At 55.1% G+C, this 12,876-nt stretch carries 12 protein-coding genes; 5 read left to right on the forward strand and 7 right to left on the reverse strand.

Going from position 1 to position 12,876, the window contains the following annotated elements; all coding sequences use genetic code 11:
- Nucleotides 1–28 precede the first annotated feature (28 nt).
- The 4 genes from B9Z35_RS09235 to B9Z35_RS09250 all read left to right on the forward strand — a co-directional run bounded on the left by B9Z35_RS09235 (nt 29) and on the right by B9Z35_RS09250 (nt 1,759).
- Entirely contained in the window at nt 29–502 is a 474-nt protein-coding gene (locus tag B9Z35_RS09235; RefSeq protein WP_108283389.1) for a phasin family protein, read from the forward strand.
- Nucleotides 503–505: 3 nt separating this feature from the next.
- A complete protein-coding gene (locus tag B9Z35_RS09240) occupies nt 506–1,153 on the forward strand; it encodes a TetR/AcrR family transcriptional regulator (RefSeq protein WP_108283390.1) in 648 nt (215 codons plus the stop codon).
- A 77-nt stretch (nt 1,154–1,230) separates the two neighbouring features.
- Nucleotides 1,231–1,479 carry a type II toxin-antitoxin system ParD family antitoxin gene (locus tag B9Z35_RS09245; RefSeq protein WP_108283534.1) on the forward strand — a complete coding sequence of 83 codons (249 nt, stop codon included), beginning with the start codon at nt 1,231–1,233 and terminating at the stop codon, nt 1,477–1,479.
- Entirely contained in the window at nt 1,430–1,759 is a 330-nt protein-coding gene (locus tag B9Z35_RS09250; protein WP_233246525.1) for a type II toxin-antitoxin system RelE/ParE family toxin, read from the forward strand. The genes B9Z35_RS09245 and B9Z35_RS09250 overlap by 50 nt, the downstream gene beginning before the upstream one ends.
- 26 nt (nt 1,760–1,785) lie before the next feature.
- Here B9Z35_RS09250 and B9Z35_RS09255 read toward each other — a convergent pair whose 3' ends face one another.
- From B9Z35_RS09255 to B9Z35_RS09285, 7 genes are all read right to left on the reverse strand, one after another.
- Nucleotides 1,786–2,970 (reverse strand): M20 aminoacylase family protein, encoded by a 1,185-nt coding sequence (locus tag B9Z35_RS09255; protein ID WP_108283392.1) that lies wholly within the window; start codon nt 2,968–2,970, stop codon nt 1,786–1,788.
- 73 nt (nt 2,971–3,043) lie between these two features.
- Nucleotides 3,044–3,853 carry a type III pantothenate kinase gene (locus B9Z35_RS09260; RefSeq protein WP_108283393.1) on the reverse strand — a complete coding sequence of 270 codons (810 nt, stop codon included), beginning with the start codon at nt 3,851–3,853 and terminating at the stop codon, nt 3,044–3,046.
- Between the two features lie 10 nt (nt 3,854–3,863).
- A complete protein-coding gene (locus tag B9Z35_RS09265; protein ID WP_108283394.1) occupies nt 3,864–4,286 on the reverse strand; it encodes a rhodanese-like domain-containing protein in 423 nt (140 codons plus the stop codon).
- Between the two features lie 109 nt (nt 4,287–4,395).
- The gene (locus B9Z35_RS09270) at nt 4,396–5,118 is read right to left on the reverse strand and encodes an ABC transporter ATP-binding protein (protein WP_108283395.1); all 723 of its coding nucleotides are present in this window, start codon (nt 5,116–5,118) and stop codon (nt 4,396–4,398) included.
- 20 nt (nt 5,119–5,138) lie between these two features.
- Complete coding sequence (locus tag B9Z35_RS09275) at nt 5,139–7,061, reverse strand: ATP-binding cassette domain-containing protein (protein ID WP_108283396.1); 1,923 nt, start codon at nt 7,059–7,061, stop codon at nt 5,139–5,141.
- Between the two features lie 2 nt (nt 7,062–7,063).
- A complete protein-coding gene (locus tag B9Z35_RS09280; RefSeq protein ID WP_108283397.1) occupies nt 7,064–7,942 on the reverse strand; it encodes a branched-chain amino acid ABC transporter permease in 879 nt (292 codons plus the stop codon).
- 92 nt (nt 7,943–8,034) lie between these two features.
- On the reverse strand, nt 8,035–9,261 hold the full coding sequence (locus tag B9Z35_RS09285) for an ABC transporter substrate-binding protein (protein WP_108283398.1): 1,227 nt from the start codon (nt 9,259–9,261) through the stop codon (nt 8,035–8,037).
- Nucleotides 9,262–9,506: 245 nt separating this feature from the next.
- On the opposite strand from B9Z35_RS09285, the gene icmF reads away from it, so the two are divergent.
- Nucleotides 9,507–12,827, forward strand: a complete 3,321-nt coding sequence (gene icmF, locus B9Z35_RS09290) for a fused isobutyryl-CoA mutase/GTPase IcmF (RefSeq protein WP_108283399.1) — start codon at nt 9,507–9,509, stop codon at nt 12,825–12,827.
- Nucleotides 12,828–12,876 lie beyond the last annotated feature (49 nt).

A 12,876-nucleotide genomic window follows, 5' to 3' on the forward strand; every position in this document is an offset into this window, starting at 1 on the left:
TTTATGTTTTGTTTGAAAGTGTGCCCACATGTCTACCAAAAACCCGTTTGATCCCGCAGCGATGTCTGACAACGTGAAAGAGCAAGCCCAGCAAATTTGGCTGGCTGGTTTGGGCGCATTTGCCAAGGCACAACAAGACGGCACCAAAGCGTTTGAAAAACTGGTGAGCGATGGCATCACCATGCAACGCAAGGTGCACACCACCGCTGAAGAAAAGCTGGCCGAGGCCACACAGAAGGCCCAACAAGCGGCCCACACGCTGAGCGAACGCGCCACAGGCCAATGGGGCAAGCTAGAAGGCATTTTTGAAGAGCGCGTGGCCAAGGCCATGCATGGTTTGGGCGTGCCATCGGCTGCTGAATTGCAAGCGCTGCATGCGCGTGTGGCGGCACTGGAGGCGCAGCTAGGTATGAAGCCTAAAGCCGCAACAAAGACTGCAGCCAAGCCTGCGACTAAAACTGCCGCAAAGAAAGCGCCAGCTAAGAAAACAGTCAAGAAATAATTGATGGCAAAGAAAGCGCCACGCCGTACCGCAGAGCGGATTTTGGAGGTCACGCTTGACCTCTTTAACCGCTTTGGCGAGCCCAATGTATCGACCACATTGATCTCGTCCGAGCTCAACATCAGCCCCGGCAACCTCTACTACCACTACCCTGCCAAAGAGGAGTTGGTCACGGCGCTGTTCAACCGCTACGAAGCGGCGCTGGATGAACTGCTAGAGGCTGCACCCGGCGTGCACGACGTGGAAGACGCTTGGTTTTTCATGCACACGTTGTTTGAGCTGGTGTGGCAATACCGCTTTTTGTACCGCGATTTGAACGACTTGCTCAGCAAGAACCGCAAGCTTGAAACGCACATAAAAGACGCGCTGCTGCACAAGACCACCGCGTTTCGCACGCTGCTAGACAGCCTTGAACACGACGGCGCATTGGCCATCACCGTGAGCGAACGCGAAGCCACTGCCACACACATGGTGGTGATGCTGACGTGGTGGCTGAGCTACGAATACGTGCGCGATCCGCGCCATGCTCTAGAGCCCGAAAGCGCGCAGGCTTCGCTGTTGCGCGGGGCTAAGAGTGTGTTGAGTTTGCTACTGCCGTATGCAACTGCAGAACACAAAGCACACTTAAACGCGCTGCTATCGGCTTATTAAGCCAGCCATTGTCTAAGATTGACATAAATTGACACTTTCGCCACAATTCGTAGCAGAACTTGGAGTCAATCATGGGCATGAATGTCAACCTTACGCCGCAACTTGAAGAGCTCGTTCGCGCCAAAGTCGCAACAGGTATGTACAACTCAGCAAGCGAAGTGGTACGCGACGCATTGCGCCTGATGGCGCAAAACGACCACGCTCAATCTATCAAGCTTGAGCAGTTACGCCAAGAAATTCAACTCGGACTTAACAGCGGTGAGTCGTCAAAGTGGGATGCTGCAAGTTTTAAACAGCAAGCCCGCATCAATGCCGACTGTTCATAAGCTCCCGAAGGTAAACGCAGACCTATTCGATATTTGGAGTTTCATCGCAGAAGACCATATTGCCGCTGCAGATGCTTGGATTGACAAACTTGATGCGCAATTTTTCTTACTCGCATCACATCCCCTCATGGGACGAGAACGACGTGAACTTGCCAAAGACTTGCGGTCTTTTCCATTTGGACGTTACGTGATTTTTTATTTACCAGACACAAACGGCATCACTGTTGTACGAGTTCTTCACTCAGCCAGAGACATCGAAACAACTATTGATTTTCATTAATTAGGTTCTGACCCCAATTAGAAAGATCAGCGCAGCGATGCCTCGACCAGCTTCACCCAATAGCTCGCCCCCAAGGGGATGAGTGCGTCGTTGAAGTCGTAGTTGGGGTTGTGCAGGGTGCACGGGCCTTCGCCGTGGCCGATTTCTCTGTGCACACCATCACCATTGCCGATGAAGCAATACGCACCGGGCTTGGCTTGCAGCATGTACGAAAAGTCTTCTGCGCCCATGGTGGGTTCTTGCGCCAGCACGTTGTCTGCACCCACGATGTCGGCAATGACTTCGCGTGCAAAGTTGGCTTCTGCGGGGTGGTTGATGGTGGGTGGGTAGTTGCGTTCAAACTCAAAGCTACAGGTTGCGCCAAAAGCTGCGCTGGTGTGTGCGGCTACGTCGCGCATGCGCTGCTCAATCATGTCGAGCACTTCGACGCTGAAGGTGCGCACCGTGCCTTGCAGCTCGCAATGGTCGGGCACCACGTTGGTGGCTTCGCCGGCGTTGATCATGGTGACCGAAATCACGCCTGCATCGACTGGCTTTTTGTTGCGACTGATGATGGTTTGAAAGGCTTGCACCATTTGGCAAGCAATGACTACGGGGTCAATGCCGTTGTGGGGCAACGCGGCATGACAGCCTTTGCCATGAATGGTGATTTTGAATTCGTTGCTTGATGCCATCACAGGGCCAGCGCTGAGTGCGAACTGCCCTTCTTTCAGGCCCGGCCAGTTGTGCATGCCGTAGACGGCTTGCATGGGGAACTTATCGAACAAGCCATCGCGAATCATCTCGCGAGCGCCGCCGCCGCCCTCTTCGGCGGGTTGGAAGATGAAGTACACCGTGCCATCAAAGTCTTGGTGCTTTGACAAATATTGCGCCGCCGCCAAAAGCATGGCCACATGGCCGTCGTGGCCGCACGCGTGCATCTTGCCGGCGTGTTGGCTGGCGTGGGCGAATTGGTTGAACTCTTGCATGGGCAAGGCGTCCATGTCGGCGCGCAAGCCAATCGCGCGATCACTCGTGCCGCATTTCAAGATACCCACCACACCTGTTTTGCCCATGCCGCGATGAATGGGAATGCCCCACTCAGTTAGCTTTTGCGCCACCAAATCGGCGGTGCGAATTTCTTCAAAACACAGCTCGGGGTGGGCGTGAATATCGCGGCGAATGGCCGCGATGGAGGAAGCTTGCTTGGTGAGTGAATCAAGGACTTTCATGGCTTGAGTCTAGCCGCAGCGCTGGCCCTCTGTCATGAAGGGCTATCCCGTTCAAACCAAAGTTAGTAATGCACTAATAAAGCGCACGTGAGGGCCACACAGGCGATGGATGGTCCAAGCGCTGCTTGGCGATTTCAAGCAAGCCATCAAAAATCAGCGAATCAACCAGCTCAAACTGCACCGACATGCTGGGCGCCATCTTCCAACCTGCGCCACCGGTCATGTAGCACGCGGGCTCTGCGCTGCAATGTTGGCGCACATGATGCACCATGCGTTCAACCGCGCCAGCAATGGCGTAGGTGCCGCCGCTGGTGAGGGCATCGCTGGTGTTGGTTGGGAACTCGCAAACTTCGCCAGTTGGTACGCGTAAGCCCGCAGTACCAGACTCCAGAGCACGCAACATGATGCCGTGGCCGGGCAAGATGAAACCACCCAAAAACTTACCACTCGCGTCAATGGCCTCCACGGTCACTGCCGTGCCAACCATGACCACCACCATGGGCTTGGGGGCATCACCGTGAATGCTTCGAAGCATGCGTGCATGTGCGCCAATCATGGCCACCCAACGGTCTGCACCTAAGCGCGTGGGGTGGTCATAGCCATTGGTCAACCCTGCTTCTGCGGCAGACGATACGGCCCAATGTGGCGTGATGTCCCACAGCTCCATTTGTTCTTCTACGCGACGGCGAATGGCCTCACCAGCCACGATGCAGCCCAACATGTGCGTGGGCTCTGGCAGTTCGCGCCAGTCTTCGTCGGCCAAGCGGTCAATGTTTTCTAAAAACACTGCGCCACTACCCAGCAGTTTGGCTCCGGGCGCGGGACTGTCGTACAGACCCCACTTGAGGCGCGTGTTGCCCACATCGAGTGCAAGGAATGTCATAGGGTGTGAATCAGTTTTGACGCCATGGCAAACCGCGCATGCGCCAGCCACCTTGGGTACCGCGATGACCGTCGGCATTGGCATCGCCTTCGAAGCCTTCGAGGATGTTGTAGGCCTCAAGGCCAAGCTCTGTGGCACGTTGGGCGGCGACGATCGACCGCACACCGCTGCGACACAGCAGCACAATTTTTTTGCCTTTGGCCGCGGTTTTCACCGCCTCATCAAACGCGGGGTTCATGGCCATACCCGGCCATTGCTTCCACGGCACGGGCACTGCGCCTGGCACAAAGCCCACCCAAGCCAGCTCAGCTTCAGAGCGCACATCCACCATCACAGCCTCGCCAGACTGCATCCACGCGTTGGCAGTTTCTGGCGTGACGTCGCCCGCATAGCCATCGGCTGGGCGCACTTGCGAAGAGGAAGAAACAGGCATGAAATAAGGAAGGAGCGTGAAAACATGGGCAGTATAGAGACTGAACCCACGTTTTCCGCCCCTTTCGGAGGAAAACCCTAGAAGGTTTTTCGTAAACCCTAAAGCCTGATCAATGGCCTCCGCCCAAATAGGCAGCTTTGACCGCTGGGTCGTCTTTGAGCTTGCTGGCTTCACCATGCACAGAGATACGACCGTTTTCCATGACGTAGCCATAGTCGGCCACGTTCAAGGCGGCGGCAGCGAACTGCTCCACCAACAACATGGTCACACCTTGACTCTTGAGGTTTTCAATGATTTTGAAAACTTCTTCCACCAAGATAGGCGCCAAGCCCATAGAAGGCTCATCGAGCAACACCACTTCGGGGTTGAGCATGACAGCGCGGGCCATGGCCAACATTTGTTGCTCACCGCCCGACAAAGTGCCGGCCAATTGGTTGCGACGCTCTTTGAGGCGAGGGAACAAGTCCATCGCGCGGTCCAAGTCACCTGCCACGTCGCCTTTGGGGCGGCTGCCAGTCAAACGAGGGAAAGCGCCCAAGGTGAGGTTGTCTGTCACGGTCATGGTGGCAAACACGCGGCGACCTTCGGGTGAGTGGGCCAGGCCGCGCTTGGCGATGGAGAAAGACTCCATGCCGTCAATGCGTTCTCCGTTTAAGGTGATCTCGCCGGCAGTGGGCGCGATCATGCCGCTGATAGCGCGCATGGTGGTGGTTTTGCCAGCACCGTTGGAGCCAATCAGGGTCACCACTTTGCCTTTGGGCACTTCCAAAGAAATGCCGTGCAGCACGTGGACTTTGCCGTAACCGGCTTCGAGGTTTTTAATCGTCAACATCTCTAATTCTCCGTATGCGCTTAGGCCGCTGTGCCGCCGAGGTAGGCTTCAATCACCTTCTCGTCAGCCTGCACTTCTGCGGGCAAACCTTCGGCAATCTTTTGACCGAAGTCGAGGACCGAGACCGTGTCGCAAACACCCATCACCACATCCATGTGATGCTCGATCAAGATCACGGTGATGCCGTGGTCGCGAATCTTGCGGATGATTTGAATGAGCTCTTTGATGTCTGGTGCGGTCAAGCCTGCAGCTGGCTCGTCCAACAACAAGAGTTGTGGGTCAAGCGCCAAAGCGCGGGCGATTTCGAGCAAGCGCTGTTTGCCATAGGGCAAGTTACGCGCTTGTTCATCAGCCAGTTCAGACAAGCCCACAAAGTTGAGCAGACCCATGGCACGTTCATTAGCGGCTGTGTCTTCGCCTACATAGCGTGAAGAGTTGAACGCCACATCCACAAAATTGCTGTGGAAGGTGTGGTGCAAACCGACCAACACGTTTTGCAAGGCGGTCATTTCGCCAAACAACTGCACGTTTTGGAAAGTACGCGCAATGCCAGACAACGCGATGTCTGACGAGGTACGGCCAACGACTGAAGTGCCTTCAAACTCAATGCTGCCGGCAGTTGGCACATAGATGCCTGTCAGCACGTTCATCATCGTGCTCTTGCCTGAGCCGTTGGGGCCAATCAAGCCGTGAATGGTGCCGCGCTTGATGCGCAGATCGACTTGGTTGATCGCCTTCAAGCCGCCAAACTGCATCAACACTTGCTTGGCCACCAACAAGTCTTCGCCGCCATGCTTGGCAGCACGAATGATGGGGTCGCCACTGCTGGTCACATGCTCGACGTGTTGCACAGCGGCATGTTTGCGATGCGCCCACAAGCTACGCACAAAACCCACGATACCGTCTTGGAGGTAATACACCACGAACAGAATCATCAAGCCGAAGATGGACAAGCGCCAGTCAGTGATGCTTTCCAACCAGAAAGCAAACACGGCCAAAGCAGCTGTACCCACCACTGGCACAGCCATGGTTTGTGGCGTGGTGATTTTGCGAGCAACGCCAATGATGGCGCCAATCAACATCAACACAGCCAACACACTGGCGACCATGCGGAACATTTCCAAATCATCCAGCAGCTTAGGCAGCAACACGATGATGGTGGCACCCAACATCGAACCAATGCGTGTCTTGCGACCGCCCATGATGACGGCCAACAAGAACATAACGGTGAGTTCGTTGTTGTAGGTGTTGGGAGAAATGTATTGCTCAGAGTAGGCATACAAGCAACCAGCCAAGCCAGCAAAACCAGCGCTGATCACAAAGGCATACACCTTGTATTTGTAAACCGACACACCCATACAGTCAGACGCCACAGGGCTACCGCGCAGCGCTTCAAACGCGCGGCCAAGTTGTGAGCGCAACACTCGGTGCACCACCAGCAGCGACAAGGCCAACAAAGCCGTGACCACCCAGTAGAAGGTTTGTTCGTCAAACTTGTAGCCAGCCACAGTCGGCTTAGGGATCTTGATACCCATGGGGCCTTCGGTGAGGAAGGTCATTTCATTGATCAAGATTTGGATGATGGTGCCAAAGGCCATGGTCACCATCGCCAAGTAAGGCCCAGAAACCCGCAGCGCGGGCAACGCGAGCAATGCGCCAAACACAGCAGTCACGGCAATGCTGGCGGGCACGATCACCCAGAAAGGCGCACCGAGTTTCATGAACAGCACGCCTGCTGTGTAGGCACCAATGCCAAACAAACCAGCATGGCCCAAAGACACTTGACCGGTGTAGCCCACCACGATGTCCAAACCAAACAGCAAGATCGCGTAGATCATGATGGTTTCGACCAAGTGAATGTAGTACGGGTTGTGCGTGAACACGGGCACGAGTGCCAACAGCACAAAGCCCACGATAGAAGCGAGTAGATATTTGCGATTCATGTTTAAACCTTCTTGATCGCAGATTTACCAAACAGTCCCGCAGGTTTGACTGCCAAGACCAAGAGCAACAAGACCAAGCCCGGCACGTCTTTGTAGCCAGTGGAAATGTAAAAACCTGTTGTTGTTTCGGCCACACCCAAAATGATGCCGCCTACGATAATGCCCATGCCGCTTGTCAAACCACCAATGATGGCGACCGCAAAAGCTTTGAGCCCCAAAACCGCACCCATGGTGGCACCAGTCAACGTGAGCGGCGCAATCAACACACCTGCAAACGAAGCAGTGAGAGAAGACAAGGCATACGAAAAGGTGATGACCAAGCCCGTGTTGATGCCCATCAACTTAGCTGCATCACGGTCGTTGAACGTGGCAACCACGGCTTTGCCGTAAATGGTTTTGCGGTTGAAAAACTCCACCGCCAACATCATCACCAAAGCGCCAGCGATCACCAGCAGTTCCATCGGCAGCACGTTGGCGCCCAAGACTTTCATGGGCGCTTCTGGTAGAGGTGATGGGAATTTCAAATCATCCCGGCCCCAAATGTTTTCGGCCACGTTTTTAAAAATAATGCCCAAGGCGATGGTGGACATGATCCAACCAAACTCGCTCTTGATTTTGATGGCGGGTCGCACACCAATGCGTTCAACCAAAGCGCCTTGCAGCAAGCCGAATGCTCCGACCACGGGGAGGGCCAGCCAGTAATTGACGCCCAAGCTGTCAACCAGTGTCAAGCCCACCAAGGCGCCCAACATCAAGGCCTCGCCTTGACCGAAGTTCAAGGTGTCAGAGGTAGCAAACGTCAACTGGTAGCCAAACGCGATGACCGCGTAAATCATGCCCAGCGCGATGCCACTGTAGATAAGTTGCAGCAGAATTTCCATAAATGCGCTCTTGTTTCTTATTAAATACTCAACACAAAAAAAGCACCGTACTGCTCGCTATGCAAATAGTACGGTGCTGGTGTGCCTAGAAATTACTTCTTGGCAGGTTGCTTGGCTGCCTTTGTACGGATGTCAGAGCCACGCTTGGCATCTTCTTCGTAGGCATACACCACACGGCTGCCTTTGACTTCACCGAACACTGGAATGTTGGCAGTGATGGCTTCGTGGTCGTCGTGTGTGAATGGCTTGTCATAAGTTGTCACAACGCCTTCCACTTTGGCTTGCAAGCTTTCCAAAGCTTCGCGAACCTTTGGACCGTCTGTGGTACCGGCTTGCTTGATCGCAGCAGTCAACAGGTACACAGAGTCGTAACCTTGAGCCGCGGACACGGGTGAATCGATGCGGTTGTTCTTTGGCTTAAAGGTCTTCAGGTAGCTTTCGATGAAGGCTTTGCGCTTCATGGTGTTGGGCTCTTGAATGAAGGTTTGTGGCATGCGCGCACCTTCACCACCAGGGCCTGCGTTGTCAATGAAGTTGGCCATTGACAAAGTCCAGCTGCCGATCATTGGGACTTTCCAGCCCAACTTGGTCATGCCGTTGGCGATTTGTGCCAACTCTGGGCCAATCGCGTAAGTCAAGATCACTTCAGCGCCAGCTTCTTTGGCCTTGAGCAACTGAGCGGTCATGTCAACGTCTTTGACGTTGAACTTCTCAACTGCAACAGCCTTCACGCCTTTGACAGCCAAGGCTTTTTCCAAGTCATCACGGCCCAGTTGGCCGTAGTTTGTAGAGTCAGCCAAGATGGCAACTTTCTTGAAGCCACGACGTGTGATAGCTTCTTCCACAATCATTGGTGCTTGGATGCTGTCGTGCGCGGCGTTGCGGAAAATGTAGTTATCTGGGAACTCAGGCGCTTTGAACTGCTGCGTCACGATCGAGCCGGTGGCCACGTTGTTGAAAACGGGGATCTTGGCTTCTTGGTAGAAGCGTTGTGAGGCCAAAGCCACGCCCGTGTTGATGAAGCCCATGGTCGCAACCACTTGCTCTTTGTTGATCAGCTCTTGGGCGATTTGCACGCCACGTTCGTTTTTGGCTTCGTCATCGCGCTCGACCAGCTGGATTTGTTTGCCCAACACGCCGCCGGCTTTGTTGATTTCTTGTGCTGCCAAGCGAACGCCATCGCGCATGCTCACGCCCATAGAAGATGAGCCACCGGTATAGGGGCCAGTCACGCCAATTTTGATGGTGTCAGCCGCTGTAGCCAAGCCAGCAGCAAACATCATGGATGCAATGGCGGTAAGTTTGAGGGTTCGAATCATGTTGTCTCCTTCGATGTCGGATGAAAAAATTTACCTAAATACAGGTTGCGATTTTGATCGTCTTGGACAGCTTTGGGCGCTTTTCTTTGTACGTAAAACTACGATTTAGTCGCGCGTGGGACTAGTGCAAACCCTAGTCGTGACGCGCTTTGCAAGCGATGTTGAGCAAAATTCACGAAGCACAGCTATGATTGACGTTTACGTAAACGTAAATTCACCCTCCCTTCCGTCTTCCGGAGCACCGCATGTCTGACTTGTCCGCCGAATTCCAAGCCCTTGCCAACTACAAGCCCACGCAAAAAGTGCGCTTCGTCACCGCTGCCTCTTTGTTTGACGGCCACGACGCCGCCATCAACATCATGCGACGCATCTTGCAGGGCATGGGCGCTGAAGTGATTCACTTAGGCCACAACCGCTCGGTGGACGAAGTGGTGACTGCTGCGCTGCAAGAAGACGTGCAAGGCATTGCCATCAGCTCGTACCAAGGCGGCCACGTGGAGTACTTCAAGTACATGGTCGATTTGCTGCGCGCGCGTGGCGGCGAACACATCCAAGTGTTTGGCGGCGGCGGCGGTGTGATCGTGCCTCCAGAAATTCGCGAGCTGCAAGCCTACGGCGTGACCCGCATTTACAGCCCAGAAGACGGCCAGAAGATGGGCCTGCAAGGCATGATCGGCGAAATGATCATGCGCTGCGACAAAGACTTGTCGAGCTACGCCCCCTCTGCCGTGAAAGAGATTCAAGGCCACGACGAAATGGCATGGCGCAAACTGGCACAGCTCATCACCGCCTTGGAGAACGAAAAGGCTGACCCCAAAGTGGTTGAAGCCGTTCGCAAAGAGTCGCTGAACCACAAAGTGCCCGTGCTCGGCATCACCGGCACCGGCGGTGCGGGCAAGTCTTCGCTGACCGACGAACTTGTGCGCCGCATTCGTTTGGACCAAGGCGACGCGCTGCGCATTGCTGTCATTTCTATTGACCCTTCTCGTCGCAAGAGCGGTGGCGCTTTGCTCGGCGACCGCATTCGCATGAATGCCATTTCGCCTTGGGCGAAATCTTCTAATTCTGGCCTTGGAGATAGCGGTCAACGCGTGTTCATGCGCTCACTCGCCACCCGCGACTTTGGCAGCGAAATCAGCGCGGCCCTGCCCGATGTGTTGGCCGCCACCAAGTGCGCTGGCTTTGATCTGATCATTGTGGAAACCTCGGGCATTGGCCAAGGCGACGCCGCCATCGTGCCGCATGTGGATGTGCCCATGTATGTGATGACGCCTGAGTTTGGCGCAGCCAGCCAGCTGGAAAAAATCGACATGCTCGACTTTGCCGAGTTTGTGGCTATCAACAAGTTTGACCGCAAAGGCGCCAGCGACGCGCTGCGCGATGTGGCCAAACAAGTGCAACGAAACAAGGAAGCGTGGCACACACCGACTGAGCAAATGCCGGTGTTTGGCACCATGGCCGCGCGCTTCAACGACGACGGCGTGACTGCGCTGTACCAAGCCCTAAAAGGCCGCTTGACCGAGCTGGGCCTGACTTTCAAAGAAGGCCGTTTGCCATTGGTGGACGTGCGCCACAGCAGCAACCAAACGCCTGTGGTGCCTGCCGCACGCACACGCTACTTGGCCGAAATCACCGACACCGTGCGCGGCTACAAAAAGCGTGCACGTACACAAGCCAAACTGGCTCGCGAAATTCAACAACTGCGCGAAGCTGCGCGCATGTTGTCCGAAGACAAGCCAGGCCGCGCCAAAGCATCAGAAGCAGCCATCGACTTGGCCTTTGCGCGCGAAGAAAACTTAGGTGCTGCAGAGCGCAAACTCTTGGCCCAATGGCCAGACATGCAAGCCGCCTATGCAGGCGACGAGTACGTGGTGAAGATTCGCGACAAAGAGATTCGCACAGCGCTCACCACCAAGTCCCTCAGCGGCACGGTGATTCGCAAAGTGGCTTTACCTACTTACGAAGACCACGGCGAAATTTTGAAGTGGCTCATGCTCGACAACGTGCCCGGCAGCTACCCCTACACCGCTGGCACATTCGCTTTCAAGCGCGAGGGCGAAGACCCAACCCGCATGTTTGCGGGCGAAGGCGACCCCTTCCGCACCAACCGCCGCTTCAAGTTGGTGAGCGAAGGCATGGATGCCAAGCGTTTGTCCACCGCGTTTGACTCGGTCACGCTTTATGGCAACGACCCAGACCCACGTCCAGACATTTACGGCAAGGTAGGCAACTCAGGCGTCAACGTGGCCACGCTGGACGACATGAAGGTGTTGTACGACGGGTTTGACCTGTGCAATCCCACCACCAGCGTGTCGATGACCATCAACGGCCCAGCGCCCTCCATCTTGGCGATGTTCATGAACACCGCCATCGACCAAAACATTGAGAAGTTCAAAAAGGACAACGGCCGCGACCCGACCGAAACTGAGACCGCCAAGATCAAAGAGTGGGTCATGCAAAACGTGCGCGGCACGGTGCAAGCTGACATCTTGAAAGAAGACCAAGGCCAAAACACGTGCTTGTTCAGCACCGAGTTTTCACTGAAGGTGATGGGCGACATCGCGCAGTACTTTGTGCACAACCAAGTGCGCAACTTCTATAGCGTGTCGATCAGCGGTTATCACATTGCAGAAGCGGGTGCGAACCCCATTTCTCAATTGGCGTTCACGCTCTCCAACGGCTTCACCTTTGTGGAAGCCTACTTGGCGCGCGGCATGCACATTGACGACTTCGCACCTAACCTGAGCTTCTTCTTCAGCAACGGCATGGACCCCGAGTACACCGTGATGGGCCGCGTGGCACGTCGCATTTGGGCTGTGGCGATGAAAGAGAAGTACGGCGCAAACGAGCGTTCACAAAAGCTTAAATATCACATCCAAACCTCTGGCCGTTCATTGCACGCGCAAGAGATTCAGTTCAACGACATCCGCACCACGCTGCAAGCGCTGATTGCGATTTACGACAACTGCAACTCCCTGCATACCAACGCGTTTGACGAAGCCATCACCACGCCCACCGAAGATTCTGTGCGTCGCGCCATGGCGATTCAGCTCATCATCAACCGCGAGTGGGGCTTGGCCAAAAACGAAAACCCCAACCAAGGTGCGTTCATCATCGAAGAACTCACCGAGTTGGTCGAAGAGGCCGTGCTGGCCGAGTTCGAGCGCATTGCCGAACGAGGCGGTGTGTTGGGCGCGATGGAAACCGGCTACCAACGCGGCAAGATTCAAGACGAATCGATGACCTACGAAATGCTCAAGCACACAGGCGAGCTGCCCATCATCGGCGTCAACACCTTCCGCAACCCGCACGGCGAGCAAGTGATGGACAAGCTGGAATTGGCCCGCTCGACCGAAGAGGAAAAGCAAAGCCAACTCAACCGCTTGAACGACTTCCACACCCGCCACAAAGCCGAAGCCGAGGTGCAACTGGCACGCCTGCAACAAGCCGTGATCGACAACGCCAACGTATTTGAGGTGTTGATGGATGCGGTGCGTGTGTGTTCACTGGGCCAGATCACCAACGCCTTGTTTGAGGTGGGTGGTCAGTACCGTCGCAATATGTAATAGGGCTGTTGCGAGCGCGCTCAAAAGTGACACAAAGCGCTCGTAACAT

The organism is Limnohabitans sp. Jir61, assembly GCF_003063545.1.
Classification (GTDB): Bacteria; Pseudomonadota; Gammaproteobacteria; order Burkholderiales; family Burkholderiaceae_C; genus Limnohabitans.

Excerpts from the sequence above, each read along its gene's own strand:
- B9Z35_RS09235 (WP_108283389.1), top strand. The coding sequence starts at position 29 with ATGTCTACCAAAAACCCGTTTGATCCCGCAGCGATGTCTGACAACGTG.
- B9Z35_RS09240 (WP_108283390.1), top strand. The coding sequence starts at position 506 with ATGGCAAAGAAAGCGCCACGCCGTACCGCAGAGCGGATTTTGGAGGTC.
- B9Z35_RS09245 (WP_108283534.1), top strand. The coding sequence starts at position 1,231 with ATGAATGTCAACCTTACGCCGCAACTTGAAGAGCTCGTTCGCGCCAAA.
- B9Z35_RS09250 (WP_233246525.1), top strand. The coding sequence starts at position 1,430 with ATGCTGCAAGTTTTAAACAGCAAGCCCGCATCAATGCCGACTGTTCAT.
- B9Z35_RS09255 (WP_108283392.1), bottom strand. The coding sequence starts at position 2,970 with ATGAAAGTCCTTGATTCACTCACCAAGCAAGCTTCCTCCATCGCGGCC.
- B9Z35_RS09260 (WP_108283393.1), bottom strand. The coding sequence starts at position 3,853 with ATGACATTCCTTGCACTCGATGTGGGCAACACGCGCCTCAAGTGGGGT.
- B9Z35_RS09265 (WP_108283394.1), bottom strand. The coding sequence starts at position 4,286 with ATGCCTGTTTCTTCCTCTTCGCAAGTGCGCCCAGCCGATGGCTATGCG.
- B9Z35_RS09270 (WP_108283395.1), bottom strand. The coding sequence starts at position 5,118 with ATGTTGACGATTAAAAACCTCGAAGCCGGTTACGGCAAAGTCCACGTG.
- B9Z35_RS09275 (WP_108283396.1), bottom strand. The coding sequence starts at position 7,061 with ATGAATCGCAAATATCTACTCGCTTCTATCGTGGGCTTTGTGCTGTTG.
- B9Z35_RS09280 (WP_108283397.1), bottom strand. The coding sequence starts at position 7,942 with ATGGAAATTCTGCTGCAACTTATCTACAGTGGCATCGCGCTGGGCATG.
- B9Z35_RS09285 (WP_108283398.1), bottom strand. The coding sequence starts at position 9,261 with ATGATTCGAACCCTCAAACTTACCGCCATTGCATCCATGATGTTTGCT.
- icmF (WP_108283399.1), top strand. The coding sequence starts at position 9,507 with ATGTCTGACTTGTCCGCCGAATTCCAAGCCCTTGCCAACTACAAGCCC.